This window comes from Microcoleus sp. D3_18a_C4, from assembly GCF_036702415.1.
Lineage (GTDB): Bacteria > Cyanobacteriota > Cyanobacteriia > Cyanobacteriales > Microcoleaceae > Microcoleus.
Map to the genome: position 1 here is coordinate 1 of NZ_JAUBTI010000058.1, position 19,573 is coordinate 19,573.

Below are 19,573 nucleotides of genomic sequence, written 5' to 3' on the forward strand. Positions count from 1 at the left end.
TTTATTGTAGTGCGAGCGTCCCCGCTCGCTTATTGTACAATACGCGAGGGGGGACGCTCGCACTGTAAATGCAAAACTGAGATGCTCCCGAATAGATGGTCTTGTGGAACAGGCATCTTGCCTGTTCAGAAAAGGCTAATTGAGAATGGTGCAACATATGAGTTAAATCAGTTTAATCCATTACACAATCCGTTGCCGAACTTCCTTCGCAATATGTTCCAAGCTACCCGCCGCCGCCTCGCTATTTGGTACACTGCCGTTACAGCCGTATTGTTACTTGTATTCGCCACTGGTTTCTATTTCTACGTCCGCACTACTTTGATCGATCGCATTGATGACACCCTCAATCATGTTGTAGAAGTAATAGAGCGAACTCTCGTTATCGAACCGCTAACTTTCCCTAGCACCACAGATAAAGATAAATTGCAAGTTAATATTCAAGCGAGTTTTCGAGATAGCACCGATGCAGTAGAAGACGACCATATTGATTTAGAATGGTTCAGTCCTACGGGCGAATTGCTGTGGTCTACTTTATCGGAACCGCTGAATATTCCGATTCACGCTAACCGCACCGGCGAAACAGTGTGGATAATTAATAATAAGTTGCAGTTAGAGGGCACAAATCAGGCAGAAGAAAGTTGGGCAACGGGCAATGTACGGGATGTCAGGGGTTTAATGGATAGAGAGAAGAGGGATTTAACCGCAGAGGCGCAGAGGGCGCAGAGGGGAGAAAGAAGAGATTTTGATGGCGGTTTGAATGCAGGTTGGCAGGAAAATCTAAATTTAGGTAGTGAAAAGTCTATTGCACAAAATACAAATCGCGTTTCTACCAAACCAATTAGCATTCGGACAACTCAAAACTATTCCCTCAGACAAGTAACGCAGCGAGTACAAATCGGCCGCCAAGTTCTGGGATATTTGCGAGTCAGCCATCCTTGGTTTGAAGTGACAAAACCCATCCGCCAATTAATTCTTGATTTGATTTTGGGCGCGAGTTTAACTCTAATTTGCGTGGCGGCTATTGGCTGGCTGCTGTCGGGATTGGCGATGGCACCGGTGCGGGAGTCTTACGGGCGTCTCAAACAGTTTACCGCTGATGCTTCTCACGAACTCAGAAATCCGATCGCCACTATCCAAACTAACGTCCAAGTAGCTTTGGCGGAACCGGATATCGAACCGCAGCAGCATCAACAGCTACAAGTTATCGAACGCCTCACCCGCCGTTTGGGGCGCTTGGTTGACGATTTGCTGTTTTTAGCCAGACAAGACAGCGGTATCGTGCAGCAGCAGTGGATTGAGGTTCCTCTCGATGCTTTGCTGATGGAGGTAATTGAAGAACAACAGGCGATCGCCACTACCCAAAATCTCTCTCTTTCTTTGGAAATTGTCGATCTGCCCAACGCTGAGGACAACTTTACACTGTTGGGCGACTGGGATCAATTAGCCCGACTGTTTACAAATCTTGTCAGCAACGCCGTGCAGTACACGCCCTCTGGCGGCGAAATTGAAGTAGAATTGCAACTTGCAGCTAAAAACAAAAGAAATTCACCCATGTTAAATCCAGCGCTGCAAATCAAAGTAACAGACACCGGCATCGGAATTTCCGCAGAAGCCCTGTCGCATTTGTTCGATCGATTCTACCGCGTAGATCCCGCCCGAACCCACCGCAGCGCCGCTGGTTCCGGTTTAGGATTAGCCATCGCCAAAGCAATTGTCGAAAATCACCGCGGCCACATCCGCATTGACAGCCAAGTCGATCGAGGTACAGCCGTTACCGTCACCCTCCCCGCCCACAAATCAGAAGCATCTCACCTCTAAAAATCCTCTCTTCCCCTCGGACTCTGCGCCCTCTGCGCCCTCTGCGGTTTAAAAAAAATCTACCCCTCAAACCCTTATTCTTCCTACCTCGCGCACAAACCCAGCTATTAAAATTCAATTCCCGCATAGATTAACATAAACGTTGTTGGAAAACCTCGATCGAACTTGTGAGGAGTTATTTATGTTTCGCCACAATCTACCGTTTAAAAAAATCAGCTTGCTAGCAGCCACCTGCGGAGGTTTACTCGTTAGTCTCGCAACACTTTCCCAGGCCGGCGGCCCACCGCCCCAACAAGGAAAACCCGTTTCCCAACCCGCACAGACTCCCGCAGCCACTGAAGAACCCGTCAGCGAACCAACTCCGGCTGCGAGTCCGGGCCTCAGCGGGATGCCCTCTACACCAACAGACGCGCCTGCCCGCTTCCCCATGCCCAGTGCGCGAGTTACGCCTGCCGAAGGCATGATAGTAATTAAACTGGTGAATACCACCAATGCCGTCATCAATTATCAAATCGTAGGCGTCACCCAGCCGCGCACTCTGGGCGAACAATCGGAAATTTTGCTGAAAACCATCCAAGTGCCAATCACCCTCACTTACCAGCGCCCAGACGGCGGATTGCTGCTGGTTCGCCCCCAAGCAACCGCGATGCCGGGAATGTTGCAAGTCAGTTTCGGCGCGACAACTGAGTTGGACGCTGATACAAAATCGCTGCAAATTCAGGAAGATGGCAAGGTAGTTTTGAATTAGTTTAACGGTTGACTGTTGACGGTTGACTGTTGACGGTTGACGGTTGACGGTTGACTGTTACCATTCGTGTCAACTTCAGACTAAGGAATGAGAATTAAATAACTTAGAATTTTGATGGTTCTTGTGGGATGGGCGTCCCGCCCGTCCAGAAATGGCGGGCTAAGAGTGCCCAACCCCTACTTCCCACAAACTTGTGTAAATTATTTAATTCGCCATCCTAAAATCCATAATCAATATCGTTTATAGTTGAGTCTCGATCCCCCCTAACCCCCCTTAATAAGGGGAGTAGGGGGTGGGACAAGAGTATTCTTACGTCCCCTCTAACTCCCATTAATAAAGGGGGAAGAGCATTCAAATTCCCCCTTCTTAAGGGGGATTTAGGGGGCTCGAAACTTCGATACAAACGAGATATACACAGGGTTTTAGTATTAGGTTGACACCGATGGGCTGTTACTAATTTCCAATTCCAAATTCCCAGTCAACCGTCACTCGCCGAGTAACAACGGAGGTAATTTAGTAAAAGGTAAATCCTCGTTGATTGCATCAATTTCTTCCTGTTCTCTTTCGTTGATTTGACCGATATAAGACTTGAGAATTTGGGCCAGACGGTTGTTATAAAATCGGTGCAAACTATAATTTGGCGTAGCTGGAAAGCCGCGCCGTTTTTTGTGCCGCCCGCCGGCACCGGGATCGAAGCTTTGGATGCCCCGATCGATCGCCCATTCGATCGGCGTATAGTAACAAGCATCGAAGTGCAAGCAGTCGATTTCCTGCAAACTGCCCCAATAACGCCCGTACAGTCGATCGCCCTTATACAAACAAAAAGACATACCCATCGGCTGTCTGTCATCTTCCTTGTCGTAGGCGGCTACAAATAAAACTCGATCGCGATAATTGTGGTGCAACTGTTCAAAAAATCGCTTAGTCAGATACTTGCTTCCCCACCAACCAAATTTGTCGCAAGTATTCTCATAAAAAGCATACATTTGACCAAACATGGCTTGGGGAATTTCATCGCCAGTCAGCGTTTTTACCAACAAACCAGCTTGGTCAACTGCTTTGCGTTCGCGTTTGATATTGCGGCGCTGGTTGGCATTAAATGCGCCTAAATAATTGTCAAAATTTTGATAGCCTTGATTTTGCCAAATATAGCTGTGGTGCAGCCAACTGCTGAAACCGTGGCGTTCCATTCTTTCGCGCCATTCGGGATCGACATAAAGGAAATTGCAGCCTGAGATATTGTGGCGATCGCAAAAATGGTCGATCGCGCTTACCATTACTCCGGTTAACTCGTCTTCATCTTCCCCCTCAGCAATCAAAAACCGATAGCCTTCAGCCGGAGTAAACGGCGTCATTCCCATCAATTTCGGATAATATTTAATGCCCAAACGTTGAGCTAAATCGGCCCACTGATTGTCGAACACAAATTCGCCGTAGCTGTGGCTTTTGACATAAAGTGGCGCGCAAGCAATCAACTGTTTGTCTCGCCACACAGTCAAGTGATGCGGTAGCCAACCGGTTTTACCTGTCGCACTGCCCGATACTTCGAGATTGTTAAGCCAATCCCATTCCAGAAATGGAGTTTTTAGTGGCATCGCCAGGGCATCCCACGACGCTTGCGGGATTTCGCCTATTTTGCTAATCCAGGCTACAGAATATTGAGGTTTTGGCTGTTTCAGCATAGGGAGACTTGTGCGTAGAGCGATCGAACTTCATTTAAGTTAATACAATCTCCCCTGCTTGTGTAATTAGTCGCCACAGGCAAGATGCCTGTGCCACACAAGTGTTGTGGGGAGTAGGGGTTGGGCACGCGAGCCCGCCACAGGCAAGATGCCTGTGCCACACAAGTGTTGTGGGGAGTAGGGGTTGGGCACGCGAGCCCGCCACAGGCAAGATGCCTGTGCCACACAAGTGTTGTGGGGAGTAGGGGTTGGGCTTCTAGCCCGCCCCGAATCTATAATGCAAAAATACCTCTTGTCCCACCTGTTTAACCGCCAAAAGCTCCAATTTCGGAGCTAAATCCGCCAAAAAACCCTTTCCCTCCACTGGTGTCGGTGCATCCGCCCCGCCCAAAATTAACGGGCACACCGTCAGCCAAAGTTCGTCTACCAAGCCTGCAGCCAGCACAGACGCTACCAGTTTTCCCCCGCCCAGAATCGCCAAGCGTTTGATACCGAAGCTTGCTAGCTGTTGAAACGCATCAATCCAATCAATCTCTCCACCTGCGGTTTTCGCATAGATAATTCGATCGAATTGAGATGTTGCACCATTGTCAATAAGCCTTTCATGAACAGGCAAGATGCCTGTTCCACTAGAAAATTCATCTCTTGTGGAACGGGCATCTTGCCCGTTCTTGACAATGGCACCATTCTCAATAAGCCTTTCATGAACAGGCAAGATGCCTGTTCCACTAGAAAATTCATCTCTTGTGGAACGGGCATCTTGCCCGTTATTGAGAATGGCACCATTGTCAATAAGCCTTTCATGAACAGGCAAGATGCCTGTTCCACTAGAAAATTCATCTCTTGTGGAACGGGCATCTTGCCCGTTCTTGACAATGGTGCCAGATGTGCGATCGAACTTACTGTCTTTCGTCGGAACAGGTGACGGCAATGGCGTTTCCCTACCGTCTTGCCCCGTCAGCAGCCAGCGAGGCACAGGTTGCTGGAAAAATCGCAAGTTTGGGTCAAATTGGGACGATCGCGAACACACAATTTGCACCGGTTGTGGTGGCTTTCCTTGCAGTTCCCTCTGTTTGACCAATTCCGGCGAAATCACTCTCATCGTCGTCCCATAAGCCTGTAAAGTGCCGTTGCCGAACAAAACCGCGTCACTTGCTGCTACTTGCTGTTCGAGGTGGGCTTTGTCGTTGGCAGAACCGAATCTCGCGGGCGATCGTACTGCATCGGCAATTTTACCGTCGGCACTGATCGCGAGTATTACTGTGGCGTGAGGTTCAGTCATGACTTATCAGAATTTCCCAGAACATTTAACTGTAGCAATTCACAACTATTTGTAAAGTTTGTTTTCAACTCGCTCCCACGGGTTTTATTTAACGGATAATGTCTGTTTATTTATTTTGCAACCCCAGCGATCGCCCTAGCAAAGTATTTACTTTTCTTTACAAACAGCAGACAAAAAACGGCGCGACAGGTAAAAATTTCCTTGCAGACTTCAAATGCGTCGCGCGATCGACTAGAGTAAAAAAAATGGCTTGATCCGTTTATTCATCGCAAAGGAAAAAAAGCTCATGGTTCAACGCGGTTCTACAGTTCGGATTCTCCGCAAAGAATCCTTCTGGTATCAAGAAGTGGGCACCGTTGCTACGGTAGACCAAAGCGGCATTAAATACCCAGTTATCGTTCGCTTTAACAGCGTAAATTATGCAGGCGTCAACACCAACAACTTCGCCCAAAGCGAATTAGTGGAAGTGGCAGCACCCAAAGCAAAAGCGAAAACAGGGACTCCAGTAGCTTCCGGCGGCAAACAAACCACGCTGGACGAGAAAACGCGGAAAACCGGCAGCGGTGGCGCCCCCCAGCAGCCGAAAACTTCAACCGACAGCAAACCCGGTGCCGAAGTGACCGGCAGCGTCGAAGGTTCGCCAAATCAAGGAACAGAACAACGCTAATTGTGCCAGAACTGCCAGAAGTTGAAACTATTTGCCGGGGTTTGAATCAAGCAACCCTCGATCGAGAAATATTGGGCGGGGACGTGTTGTTAAACAGCACGATCGCCCGCTCAATCTCTGCGACCGATTTTTTGACAAAAGTCAAAGGAAAGTCGATCGCCCGCTGGTACAGACGCGGCAAATACCTCCTGGCAGAACTATCTCAATGTAGGGGCGGTGCCCCCGTGCCCGCCCTCCCCGCGCCCGCCTTCTTCCCTCCTTCAAAAGCCGGCTGGTTGGGCGTTCACCTGCGGATGACAGGACAACTGCTGTGGGTGAACCGATCCGAACCCCTGCAAAAACACGCGCGAGTACGGCTGTTTTTTGAGGGAAACCAAGAACTGCGGTTTGTAGACCAGCGCACCTTCGGGCAAATGTGGTATGTGCCGGCAGAAACCGAGGTTTCGGGCACAGTCATCGGTCTGAAACTCTTAGGGCCCGAACCGTTTTCCGACGAGTTTACAACCGAATATTTGGCCCGCAAGCTGCACCGGCGGGCGCGACCCATAAAAACAGCTTTGCTAGACCAGGCACTCATAGCTGGTTTGGGCAATATTTACGCAGACGAAACTTTGTTTTTGTCGGGAGTGATGCCCACAACTCTGTGTGCGGATTTGACCGCAGAGCAAATTGGGCGCATCCATACAGCTATTATTCAAGTTTTACAGAAGGCGATCGCATCCGGTGGCACGACTTTTAGCAATTTTCTCAACGTCCAAGGTGTCAACGGCAACTACGGCGGCGTCGCTTGGGTTTACAATCGCGCCGGCCAACCCTGCCGCACTTGCTCCACAACCATCGAACGTATAAAATTAGCAGGGCGATCGACTCATTTTTGCCCCGCGTGTCAGACATAGGAAGCAGTCAAGGGATTTTAGGCTTTAGATTTTAGATTTTAGATTTACCCCACGAATCGCACCCCTTTATTCCTTAGTCCGCGTAGGCGGACTTCGTTTGTTTAGTAGCGATTTCAATCGCCGAGTGACTTTCAAGCCAAATCTCGATTAAAATTTGTATAGTTTTTTAAACTAAACAAAGCAAGTTATGGCAATCAAAAAAGGCAGTATAGTTCGCGCTGTACGCGAAAAATTGGAAAACAGTCTAGAAGCCAAAGCCAGCGACCAGCGCTTTTCCTCCTATATATTTGAAACAAAGGGCGAAGTGATGGATGTTCGCGGCGACTATGCCTTCGTCAAATTTGGCAAAGTTCCCACCCCGAATATTTGGCTGCGGGTAGACCAACTCGAAGATTTTAAGTAACTCACCAAAACTAAACTTCACTGTTCTTAATGTAGCGAAGGGTGCGCGACGCGCGCCTTTCCCCAATTAAGCTGATTGCTAAAATCTAAAATCTAAAATCTAAAATCTAAAATCTAAAATCTAATGAATTCTCCATCAAACCGCGTATCAATTATTGGTGCAGGCAAAGTCGGCAGCACCTTAGCCCAACGAATTGCTGAGAAAAATCTGGCAGATGTAGTATTGCTAGATATTGTGGAGGGTTGGCCGCAGGGCGTTGCTTTGGATTTGATGGAAGCTAGGGGAGTGGAACACCACGATCGCCAAATTGTCGGTACAAATGATTATACAGATACTGCAAACTCAAATATCATAGTAATTGCCGCCGGAGTGCCCCGCAAACCCGGTATCAATAGGGAAGATTTAATTAAAATCAATGCTCGAATTGTCACCGAAGCCACAAAACAGGCGATCGAGCATTCTCCCGAAGCAATCTTAATCACAGTCACAAATCCCCTAGATATCATGACTTATTTAGCTTGGGAAGCGGCAGATTTGCCCAAACACCGAGTCATGGGGATGGGGGGAGTTCTCGACTCCGCCCGCTTTCAAACTTTTATTGCAATGGAATTGGGCGTTTCAAATGCTCAAGTCAATGCAACTGTCATCGGTTCTCACGGCGATTTAATGGTTCCTTTGCCCCGCTATTCTACTGTCAACGGTATTCCCATCAATCAACTTATGGATGCTGGGGCGATCGATCGACTCGTACAGCGGACTCGCCACGCCGGCGCCGAAATTGTAGAATTGATGAAGACTGGTAGTGCTTATTTTGCACCCGCATCTTCTGTCTGTTTGATGGTAGAATCTATTTTATTAAATCAGTCGCGACTGTTGCCTTGCTGCGTTTATTTGCACGGCGAATACGGCGTGCAAGATATCTTTTTAGGAGTTCCCTGCCGCTTGGGGTATCAGGGAGTCGAACAAGTAGTGGAACTTGAACTCAGCGATACAGAAAGAGCAGCCTTTATCAAGTCGGGCAAATTGGTTGCCCAAAATATTGAGGAAGCCAGGGCAATATTGAAAACGGCTTCTTAAGCTGGTAGCAATTCGTTGAGTACAGCAGCCTGCTCGCCACTTCCATATAATAATTTATACTGAGTATGACAGTAAGCTGTGTTGCATCTAGATTGCCTATGGTACTAGAGAGGAAGAGGGGGGGAAGGGGAGAGGGGGAGAGGATTTGACGATTTTTGATCGGGACTCGAAATATACAATTTAAATGCACAACAGCTTACGATCGCTCTTTCGGAAGTTGGCTGATCTGGTTTCAACCGCGCTTTTATAAAAAATATCATTGCTCATGCTTGTTATGCTCTATTTCAAATGCAGAAAAATGGGTAGCCAGCAACCGATAAATAAATATTAAATTTCCTCTCAAAAACTTGCTAAAAACGCAAACACTGGCAAAAGTAGTTGAAATTGATCTGGGCGACAATACCATCAGAGTTTCTCTAGAAATTAAAGCAAAAATCTGCCATATTTTCTTTACTAATAAACCAACCGCATAAGCAGTCGGTTTTGGATTATCTCTCACTCGCGATATTATGGCCGAACAACACGGTGGCACTTTAAAGGTAGAAAGGGAAATGCGAGTTTCTACAGATTTTATCATTACTTCGCCCAAACTTTAATCTTCGCGATCGCCATTTCTATCGATCGAGCTTGAAATACCTTTACTTTCGCCAAAAATGTGATACCCTAAATATTGGTATTATCTAAAAGTTTTACACTTCTCAAAAATGGCAAAAATCGGGCAAAAAGTCTCCGGGCGTGCGAAGCTATCTCTCTCCGCGCGTGCCTTCGGTGAAGGGTAGGCAATCGCCCTTGAGTTGAGCCAATTTAACCATAGCCTGCAACTACCTCAACTGTTTGACCGAAAACTAACCTCTGATTCGGTGAATTTTAATCAGTTTAAAAAATCTAATCTCGCGCCTGAAATAACGAGACTGCAAGGAAAAATCTCTAAAATTTCGGATTACCCCAAAGGCTGTCTAAAATCTAATTTAGGAGAGATAAATCGAGCATTACTTAAAACTCTAGAAAAGGCGATCGCCTAAGTTTAAACAAATTTTAAGAGATGCGAACCCAACAGGATATGCGCTCGCCAAAACAAGGAAACCATTGAGCGAGTTTGGGGTAATAATAAAAAGGTGACAATTGCAACCGAAGGGGAGCCAAAAAAATGTCAAAATTAGTCAGAGACGCTCCTCCCGATCGCGCAATGGGACCGGGTTTCTTGTTCCCACTTTCCGAGATTACCTGACCTAATTACGTTAATAAACCCGGTTTATGTGTAAGTTTTGTTAGCATTATTCTCAATTATTGAGAATAAAAGAAGTAGCAAATTCTGCCAATTTTTCAGTAAATATACGGGAGCTAAGATGGTCGATGGACCTCCAAATCTCGAAAAAATACGGAAATGCAGCGTGAGTAGCTGCTAAGTGCTAGCAGAAGGAGGAGAATATGTTCTTTGCCTTTTTGAGTTACCAGGCTCAACTTGCAGAGCCCTATTGAGATGCCATAAACCTCGATAACAAACCGCAAAATAACTAAAGAAAAAGCATTATGTTTCATGAATACCTGTATCACGAAGTCAGCAACCTGCGCGAGAAACTAGCTCACCTAGAAAGAGAAACGCAGTCTCAAACCTGGTTCAAAAAGCTGCAAGCGCTGATGGGAGTTATTAGCAAAATTCGTGAATCCCTAGACTTAGAAACAATATTCAAAATCACAGCCACCGAAGTTCGGCAACTCCTAAATGCCGATCGAGTCGCCGTCTACCGCTTCTTTCCCGAATCCCAATTGAACGAGGGCGAAGTAGTGTCCGAAGACGTACTGCCCCAATACAGCCCATCTTTGGGAACCAAAATCCGCGACTACTGCTTCGGCGAACAATTTGCAGCCAAATACACCAAAGGATACGTTCAAGCAGTCACGGACATCTACAAAGCCCGCTTGAGCCCTTGTCACCTCAAAATCCTTAAGCGGTTTCAAATCCGAGCCAACTTAGTCGTACCGCTGCTGCAAGGGAAACATTTGTGGGGATTGCTGTGCATTCACTCCTGCGGTCAACCCCGCCAGTGGCAAGAAGACGAAATCGAATTTGCCAGACAAGTAGGCGACCATTTAGCAGTTGCCATCTACCAAGCCGAACTGCACTTGCAAACCCAGAGGCAAATAGCACAAATCGAATCCGCCCAGCAGAAACTCCGCGACAGCGAGCAAAAATATCACCAAATTCTCGATTCGATCGCCGATATGGTATTAGTCAAAGGCCCCCAATCGAAAATTGTTTGGGCAAATCAAGCATTCCGCGACTATTACGGCATGACTCAAGAGGAACTTCAAGACATCGTAGACGCACCTTTCGCCGATCCCGACAATACTCTCCAGTACGTCAGAGATGACGGCTTCGTATTTGACACCGGGCACACTCTGCAAATTTCTGAAGAACCGGTGACGCGGCACGACGGAGAAGTCCGGCTGTTCAGCACCGTCAAAACACCGATCCGCAACGCAGACGGCCAAATCGTCATGACTGTCGGCGTCTCCCGCGACATGACGGAACGCAAACAAGCAGAAGAAGCCGTCAAAGCCAGCGAAACAAAATACCGCAGCCTGGTAGAAACCTCCCAAGACATGATTTGGTCGGTCGATGCTTCAGGACGCTATACCTTCGTCAACCCAGCCGTTAAGTACATCTACGGTTACGAACCCGAAGAAATGATCGGTAGGCCGTTCTCCGACTTTGCGACACCAGAACAAAGCCAGAAAGATTTAGAAGCTTTCGCCCGCCTGTTTGCGGGAGAATCAATTTTCCAGTACGAAAGCACTCAAATCGCCAAAGACGGCAGCATGAAACATTTGATGTTTAACGCCATTGCCCTCTACGACGAAACCGGAAACTTCCTCGGCACCACTGGTACAGCCACCGACATTACCGATCGCAAGCGCACAGAAGCAGCCTTGCAACACGCCAACGCAGAACTAGAGCGCAGAGTAGAAGCACGCACGGCCGAACTGCGCCAGACTTTTGCCGCCCTCAGTGCCAGCGAAACCAAGTTTCGGACGATCGCAGCCACCATGCCCGGAGCTTTGTTCCAGTTTTGCAACCGAGACGGAGTTTGGCGCATTGACTACATGAGCGATCGCATCGAAGAGCTCAGCGGCGTCACAGCAGCAGAAATGATGCGAGACATGAATACATTCATTTCCCGCGTCCACCCCGAAGACTTGGAAACCTACATCGCCTCCGTCTGCGAAGCCGTAGAAAATCTTTCCCTCTGGCACTACGAAGGACGGTTAGTCAAGCCTGACGGTGAGATTCGCTGGTGGCAGGGCGACTCCATGCCCACCCGCAGCAAGAACGGCGAAATCGTATTTTGCGGCGTATTGTTCGACATTACCGATCGCAAAGTTGCCGAAACCGCCATCCGCGACAGCCAGCGCCAGCTCAAAGAAGCCCAGAGACTGGCCCACGTCGGCAATTGGGAACTCGACGCACCCACCGGAACCATCACTTGGTCGGAAGAACTTTTCCGCATCTTCGGGCTCGAACCTGCCGAAAGTGCGCCCAACCTAGCCCAACAAATCGCTCTGATCCATCCAGAAGATTTGGAATTGTGGCAGACTCAAGTGCAGCGGGGACTCGAAGCGGGCATCCCCTTCGATTTTGACTTGCGCCTTTACCGTCCCGACGGCACGCTGCGGCATCTCAACGCCTTGGGCAAAGCCGAAACCGATGCCAGTGGCAAGGTGGTAAAAATGTTCGGCACGGCGCTCGACATTACCGATCGCAAAGCCGCCGAAGCAGCACTGCGGCAAGCAGCCGCCGAGTTAGAAGACAGAGTGAGCGATCGCACGGCAGAACTTTCCCTAGCAGTAACCCAATTAGAACAAGAAATTGGCGATCGAAAACTTGCAGAAGCAGCGCTGCAACTTTCCGAGCAAAACCTGCGAACCATATTTAACAATGTCTACGATGCTATCTTCATTCACGACTTAGAAGGCAACATTCTCGATGTCAATAATCGGATGTTAGAAATGTACGGAGTTCCCCGTGAGCAAGCAACAAAATTATCACTTAAAAACGACTATTCAACAGACGACAATTCCCTTGAAAAAATGGAAGAACTTTGGGAAAGAGTATTAGCCGGCGAAACAGGTCGCGTGGAATGGAAAGCGAGGCGTCCCAACGACGGTTCAACTTTTGATGCAGAAATTGCCCTGTCCAGAATTCATCTCAACGGCAATCTCAGCGTCATTGCCAACGTCCGAGATATTAGCGATCGCAAACAGACAGAAGCAGAACTGCAACGCGCTCAACAGTTTATGGAATCAGTGCTCAAAACCATACCCGTAGGAGTATTTGGCAAAGAAGCACAAGAGTTGCGATTTGTACTCTGGAACCCAGCCGCCGAAGAGTTACTGGGTTTCCACGCTGCTGAAGTTATGGGCAAAAACGACTACGACTTTTTCCCCAGAGAACAAGCCGACTTTTTCACCGCCAAAGACCGGGAAGTGCTCGCCAGCGGGCAAATTTTAGACATTCCCGAAGAACTGATTCAAACAAGAGAAGGCGAGAATCGCATATTTCATACCAAGAAAACCGCAATTCTCGATCGAGAAGGCAATCCCCAATATTTATTAGCAGTTACCGAAGACATTACTGAGCGCAAGCAGGGAGAAATTGCTTTGAAGCGATCGGAAGCCCGACTCAGACAACAGGCCGATCGAGAAAAATTGCTCAACAACCTCACTACTCAAATCCGCAATTCCCTCGACTTCGACAGCATCGTTACAGTCGCAGTTAAGGAAATTCGCGCTTTCATGCAGATCGATCGCTGCAATTTTACCTGGTATCGCGGCGACGGAGACGAACCTTTCTGGGAAATTATTAAAGAATCTCGCCTTCGGGAAGTTCCCGATTTAACAGGTAGCTATAAAGCTTCTGACTTCGGCACTATAGGAGAACAGATGTTGCGTCTAGAAACGCTGCAAATCGATGATGTCGGAGCAATCGCAGACCCTGTTTGGAGAAGGTCTCTTAACTCTCTGGGCTACCAATCTATATTGGCAATTCCGATGCAGGCACTTTCGGGAGTAGTGAGCGTTGTTACCTGCGCCCACTCCGCTGCTGTGCGACCCTGGAGTGAGGGCGAAGTAGAATTATTGCAAGCGATTACAGTTCAATTGGCGATCGCCCTCAACCAAGCCGATCTTTACGCCCAAACTCGCAATAAAGCTCTCGAATTAGAACAAACATTACAGAAATTAACCAGCACTCAATCACAGTTAATTCAAAATGAAAAAATGTCAAGTCTCGGTCAACTCGTGGCAGGAGTAGCCCACGAAATCAACAACCCAGTTAACTTTATTTACGGCAATCTCACCCACGCCAACGACTATACTCAAGACTTGCTACACCTGATCGAACTTTACCAAAATCACTATCCCGATCCCGTCCCGGAAATTCAAGAAGAAGTAGACAATATTGAACTAGACTTTCTGATGGAAGATTTGCCAAAGTTGCTTTCTTCCATGAAAGTCGGTGCAGACAGAATTCAACAAATTGTTGCTTCTCTCCGCACATTTTCCCGCATGGACGAAGCGGAAATGAAAGCAGTCAACATCCACGAGGGCATAGATAGCACCCTGATGATTTTGCAGCACCGGCTCAAAGCTAAACACAATCATCCAGAAATTGAGGTAATTAAAGAATACGCTCAACTGCCCTTAGTAGAATGTTATGCCGGACAGTTAAATCAAGTATTTATGAACATCTTGAGCAATGCTTTGGATGCTTTGGAAGAACGGGATCTGCGCCGTTCTGCTGAGGAAATGCGGGAACAGCCCAGCAACATCCGCATCCGCACTGAAATATCGCCAGCGGGCAAAGTAATCATTCGGATTGCTGACAACGGGCCGGGAATACCGGAGACTGTCGGCACTCGGCTTTTTGACCCGTTTTTTACCACTAAACCTGTGGGGAAAGGCACTGGGATGGGCTTGTCAATTAGCTATCAAATTGTTACAGACAGACACAACGGGTCGCTGAAATGCACTTCTTCGCCGGGACAGGGTACAGAATTGGCGATCGAGATTCCCCTCAAAGCTAATTGTTAATGGGGAATTGGTAATTGCGAAAGCGTTACTGTGCGTCATTCGATTTTAGATTTTAGATTTTGGATTTTGGATTGACTTGCGCGAGATAAATGCGGGGGCAATAAGTGATTTTCGATTTTCGATGTTGGATTGATTCCACGGATAAACCCAGGGGCTTGTACCATCAAGAAATTCGTGGTCAGTTTGGTAATTTTCAACCATACCAAATCCGGTAGCATCGTCCTGATATAGCAACCGCCAAGACGGTTAGGACGTTGTTAATGGCTGAAACGATTGATTTTATTGCTTCTTCCTGCTTCCTTCTGCTATAAAATCCAGTCATATCAAATCCGGTAGCATCGGAATTATTCCTCTCTGTATTCTCTCCCTCTGCGTTCTCTGCGCCCTCTGCGGTTAAATCATTCCGATGCAACCGGAAACGATATCAATACTCAACAATCACGGACGGTACGACCGGAATTGAACTCATTCATCTGCGTGAATCTGTGTTTATCTGCCCTCATCTGCGGTTTAAAAAAGAGAATGTATTAACCGCCGATGACAAGGGATTAACGCGGATTCACGCAGATGAATAATTCCGATCCTAACAGATTTGATATCATCACCGAAAATCTAATTTTGATGCACCATTTATTCCCTGGTGCATCATTTTTGAGATTGTGAGTTTGTAGCAAAAATGTCTTCAGGATGTGACGCACTATTTACCAATCTCTACCTCACTCAGTCTCTAATTTCTCTATTACCGAGATTTATCAGAATTTCTGTCACGGCAGAACTATCCAAAGGTTTAGAAAACCAATATCCCTGAGCTAATTCGCAGTCTAGTTCTCGAAGCTGTGCTAACTGTTCGGCTGTCTCTACACCTTCGGCGATCGCATTCAATCCCAAATTGTGAGCCAAAGTTACGATCGCCCGCACAATCTGCAAAGGCTGCCCCCCGTCGTCACCGTTTTCGACAGCCCCCAAGCGGCTCACAAAAGAGCGATCGATCTTCAGTGTATCCAGCGGAAAACGGTGCAAGTAACTTAAAGACGAATAGCCAGTACCGAAATCGTCGATCGACAATCGAATATTTCTACCTTTTAATTGGGCTAGCACAATATTGGCTTTCTTGACATTTTCTACGATCGCGCTTTCAGTAATCTCCAATTTTAAACAGCTCGGATCGCAGCCCGTTTCTGCTAATATTTCATCTATTTCATCGATTAAATTCGGGAAACCTAACTGTTTAGGAGAGAGATTGACGCTCATTGTTAATTGCGAAGGAGCAATAATTGGTAATTTAAAATTCGGAATGGGTACCTGGGAAGTTGTACTTAACGTAGCCGAACTATTGGGAATTGGGAATTGGGAATTGGTAATAGATGAGTGGAAATCCCTAATCGGGAATTGGTAACTGGGAATTGGTAATTTTTTACCGATTCTTTCTTCCCTGTGACCAATACTGGGGCTACGCTCAGTAAAAGTTCCGTGTTCCTCATTCCCTGTATCCGTTACATCAGTTAAATCCCCTCCATTGCCCGTTGCCATCTTCCCTGCTGTTACCCTGAGCGAAGTCGAAGCGCCTTCTTCCTTCTTGTTGCCCTCAGCGACTTGCCCTGAGTGAAGCCGACGGGAGTCGAAGGGCCTCGTTCCGACTTCCGTTGGACTTCTTCCCTGTTCCTCGGTTAACATTTCTTGCCAAATCCGCAATTGCTGACAAGCTTCCCGCAACACCCAGGCTCCCAGAGGCACGATCAAACCTGTTTCTTCAGCTACAGGGATAAAAGTAGACGGCGGAACTAGACCCCGAACTGGGTGGTACCAGCGCACCAAGGCCTCAAAACCTTCGATCGCACCGCTGGCGAGCGAAACAATCGGTTGGTAGTGCAGAATAAAGTGCGAACATTGATCCTTGCTCTCTCCTAATTCCTCTTTGCCCAAAATAGCCAACCGCAGGTCAGTTTCTAACTGCAACAGCGACATAGTTTGGTCGTGCATCGCCAAATTAAACACTTCGTGGCGGGCCTTACCCAAAGCTTTAGCGCGGTACATAGCGATGTCAGCATCGCGTAGGAATTCTTCCGGGTGAGTGTACGAATTCGATTCGCCACTGTCGGTGGCTTCGCCTCGACTGAAAACAATGCCAATGCTAGCGGTGGTAAATACTTCGTGTCCTTCGAGATGAAACGGCTTCGTCAGTTCTGTTTGTATCTTTTTAGCTGCGAGGGTGGCGTCGCTGAGGCTCTGAATGTGGTCTAGCAGGATGGTGAATTCGTCTCCCCCCAGCCGGGCGACGGTATCAGAAACCCGGACGCAGGTTTGCAGTCGCTGCGCGAGGGCGATTAGCAGTTTGTCTCCTAAAACGTGTCCTAAAGAATCATTAACTACTTTGAAGCGGTCTAAATCTAGGAAAAGTAAACCAAATTTGTAATCGGGGGACTGATTGGATCGCCGGATGGCTTGTCCTAGCCTGTCGATGAACAAAACCCGGTTGGGCAAACCCGTCAGCGCATCGTGAAAAGCGCCGTGCAGCAGTTCCCGTTCTACTCGCTTGCGCTCGGTGACATCTCGGATAATAATCTGGCCGGCCGTCGAGCCTTGATAAATAGCGGGGATGCCGGCCATTTCAACGTCTATTATTTGTCCGTCGAGCCGCATCAGTTTTTGTTCGGCAAGGTCGAGTGGCTGATTTTCGGTCTCGACTAGCCGAAGGCGCTCTGTGGCTATTTCCACATAGTTTGGATGGACGAAATGCAATAGGGGAAAGCCAATAAGCGCTTCGGGAGAGCTCGCACCGAGGAGTTTCGCGCCCGCAGCATTGATGTAGGCGATTTTCCCTTGACTGTGAACGGCGATCGCTTCGGGAGATAGTTCTACTAAACGGCGATAGCGTTCTTCACTTTCTTTGAGAGATACTATCAACTCGCATCGCTCTTTTTCAGCCTGCTGGCGTTCGACTTCCATTTGGTGAACCGCCAGAATTTTGCCAATACTTTGAGCCATCAATTCTATAATTTCTATTTCCTCATACTTGAACTTTCTTTTCTTTATTTCTGGCGAACTAAAACTCAACGTTCCGTAAGTTTTATTGTTGACAAATATCGGCGTTCCGATGTAAGATTCCGACTGGCAGTTCTGATAAGCAGGATGTTCGCGCATCTCAATATCTGCTCCTATATGAGAATACGCAACTGTTTTGTTAAGTTTAATGACTGCCGCGCAGTAAGTATCGCTGAGGTTCAATTCTAAGCCTCGCACGAAGTATTCTAAATCGCTTTTCGCGGCTCTGACAATAAAAGTCTCGTTGTCAACTTCAGCCATGATTCCCATAGAAAGTCCAAACATCAAACAGCCTGCTGTTAGATAATCGTCAACCCGTTCTTCAAAGTTTTGATAATGATAAGTTGTAATCCGGTGCAAGTGTTTTAGATTAGCGCTAAAAGCTGCTAAAGCTTGAGAATTTAAAAATAATTCTTCTTCCGATCGCTGGCGGTCGGTAATGTCTGTTTGTACTCCAATAAAGTGGGTTAAGTGTCGCCGCGAGTTGTAAACCGGAGCGATCGACAGTTCGTGCCAAAAAGGCGTGCCGTCTTTCCGAAAGTTGCGTAATATAACTTGAGCTTCTCTGCCTTCTTCAATCGCAATTCGCAATTGTTGGGCAGCGGGGCCGTCAGTGTCTGTGCCCTGCAAAAATCGGCAATTTTTGCCCATTAACTCGTCTCTGCTATAACCAGTAATCCGCTCAAAACTGGGATTGACATAAATAATCGGATTATCTGCAACAGTCGCGTCGGTGATTGCAATGCCGTTGCTGCAACTTTCGATCGCCCGTTCCATCATTTGCAAACGCTCTTGCGATCGAATCCGCTCGATCGCCGCAGCTAACACGTTGGCGATCGCTTCTACAAAATAAACGTCATCTTGACTGAAAACCCGCCCTTGGCTGGTATGAACCCCCAAAATGCCCCAGGCCTGCGAGGAGGAACTGTTGGCTGGTTCTGCTTGTCCCCAGTTGCTCCCCAGTCCCCGATTCCCGGGAATAATCACAGTGACGCCGCTGACAGCCCGGTGGTTGTGCAGCAGCGGCAACTCGCTAAAGCGCGTTTCCACCCGCAAATCTTCGACGATAGTCGGTTCGCCCACTAGCAATGTGTAACCTGCTTGCGATCGAGCAGAAGCGGCAACAGTAGCGCTGCCGACGAGGCCGGGCTGCCAGCCAACCCCCGCTCGCAGCAGAAAAGCATGACCAGAGGGCAACAGTTCTAACAACTGGCAATAATCAACGTCCAGGGTTTGAGCAATTAAAACCGCAGCTTTGTCCATCAGTGCGGACAAATCTGTTTCGGCCAGGGCCTGCTGCCCCAAGTAAGCGACGGCCGCTTGCTGGCGGGCCCGCGAGTGGATTGACGTGAGCAATTCCTGCTCCTTGGCGGCCGCTCGTTTGCGATCCGTAATGTCGCTGAACACCGACAGAACAGCTTTCCCCGACACCAATGTCAGATACCGCATCGATACACTTGCCCAAAACAGCGTGCCGTCAGCTTTTTTAAGCCGGACTTCTGTCTCGCGGACCAGTCCGTTGCGGGCGAGCCGCAACAGCAATTCCTGGCGATCTGCAGGTTTGTGGTAGAGGATTTCGGCTTTTTGGCGGTCGATCGACTTGAATCCTGTGAACCCGAAAGCCTGACGGCATAAATCGTTACTATAAAGAATTGTGCCGTCCCCCAGACTGCTGACGATCAGGGGTATTGGCATCGAGTTGGCGATCGTCAGCAGTAATTCTTTGGTTACTTGCAGCTCTTTGTACAAATCGGGCTTGGATGCCCAGCCGTGAAAGTCTTCAGAGTTTTCAGGGATAAAACTTTCCATTGTTTAATCGATCCATTAGCAGACAACTTTTTTAAACTTGTGGTAAATCAATACTGCGG

General features: G+C 47.9%; 12 protein-coding genes. 8 read left to right on the forward strand and 4 right to left on the reverse strand.

What is annotated here, in order from left to right:
* Positions 1–213 precede the first annotated feature (213 nt).
* Positions 214–1,818 (forward strand): HAMP domain-containing sensor histidine kinase, encoded by a 1,605-nt coding sequence (locus tag QUB16_RS21735; protein WP_333319333.1) that lies wholly within the window; start codon positions 214–216, stop codon positions 1,816–1,818.
* A 181-nt stretch (positions 1,819–1,999) separates the two neighbouring features.
* Positions 2,000–2,566 (forward strand): hypothetical protein, encoded by a 567-nt coding sequence (locus tag QUB16_RS21740; protein WP_333319293.1) that lies wholly within the window; start codon positions 2,000–2,002, stop codon positions 2,564–2,566.
* Between the two features lie 485 nt (positions 2,567–3,051).
* Here the strand turns inward: QUB16_RS21740 and QUB16_RS21745 are convergent, their stop codons facing one another.
* Positions 3,052–4,248: a GNAT family N-acetyltransferase gene (locus tag QUB16_RS21745; protein WP_333319295.1), complete on the reverse strand. Its 1,197-nt coding sequence runs from the start codon at positions 4,246–4,248 to the stop codon at positions 3,052–3,054.
* Between the two features lie 256 nt (positions 4,249–4,504).
* Complete coding sequence (locus QUB16_RS21750) at positions 4,505–5,530, reverse strand: RibD family protein (RefSeq protein ID WP_445251148.1); 1,026 nt, start codon at positions 5,528–5,530, stop codon at positions 4,505–4,507.
* A gap of 98 nt (positions 5,531–5,628) precedes the next feature.
* Here QUB16_RS21750 and QUB16_RS21760 point away from each other — a divergent pair, with 98 nt between their 5' ends.
* The 5 genes from QUB16_RS21760 (at position 5,629) to mdh (ending at position 8,573) form a co-directional block, all read left to right on the forward strand.
* Entirely contained in the window at positions 5,629–5,784 is a 156-nt protein-coding gene (locus tag QUB16_RS21760) for a hypothetical protein (RefSeq protein WP_333319297.1), read from the forward strand.
* A 32-nt stretch (positions 5,785–5,816) separates the two neighbouring features.
* Positions 5,817–6,197 (forward strand): photosystem I reaction center subunit IV, encoded by a 381-nt coding sequence (locus QUB16_RS21765; protein ID WP_333242176.1) that lies wholly within the window; start codon positions 5,817–5,819, stop codon positions 6,195–6,197.
* 2 nt (positions 6,198–6,199) lie between these two features.
* Entirely contained in the window at positions 6,200–7,093 is an 894-nt protein-coding gene (locus QUB16_RS21770) for a DNA-formamidopyrimidine glycosylase (protein ID WP_333319299.1), read from the forward strand.
* 187 nt (positions 7,094–7,280) lie between these two features.
* Positions 7,281–7,496 carry an NAD(P)H-quinone oxidoreductase subunit O gene (locus tag QUB16_RS21775; protein WP_015178120.1) on the forward strand — a complete coding sequence of 72 codons (216 nt, stop codon included), beginning with the start codon at positions 7,281–7,283 and terminating at the stop codon, positions 7,494–7,496.
* 123 nt (positions 7,497–7,619) lie between these two features.
* A complete protein-coding gene (gene mdh, locus QUB16_RS21780) occupies positions 7,620–8,573 on the forward strand; it encodes a malate dehydrogenase (protein WP_333319301.1) in 954 nt (317 codons plus the stop codon).
* 256 nt (positions 8,574–8,829) lie between these two features.
* On the opposite strand, the gene QUB16_RS21785 is transcribed toward mdh, so the two are convergent.
* A complete protein-coding gene (locus QUB16_RS21785) occupies positions 8,830–9,162 on the reverse strand; it encodes a hypothetical protein (RefSeq protein WP_333319303.1) in 333 nt (110 codons plus the stop codon).
* Between the two features lie 941 nt (positions 9,163–10,103).
* Here QUB16_RS21785 and QUB16_RS21790 point away from each other — a divergent pair.
* Positions 10,104–14,663 carry a PAS domain S-box protein gene (locus tag QUB16_RS21790; RefSeq protein WP_333319305.1) on the forward strand — a complete coding sequence of 1,520 codons (4,560 nt, stop codon included), beginning with the start codon at positions 10,104–10,106 and terminating at the stop codon, positions 14,661–14,663.
* Positions 14,664–15,383: 720 nt separating this feature from the next.
* Here the strand turns inward: QUB16_RS21790 and QUB16_RS21795 are convergent.
* On the reverse strand, positions 15,384–19,514 hold the full coding sequence (locus QUB16_RS21795; protein WP_333319307.1) for an EAL domain-containing protein: 4,131 nt from the start codon (positions 19,512–19,514) through the stop codon (positions 15,384–15,386).
* Positions 19,515–19,573: the final 59 nt, after the last annotated feature.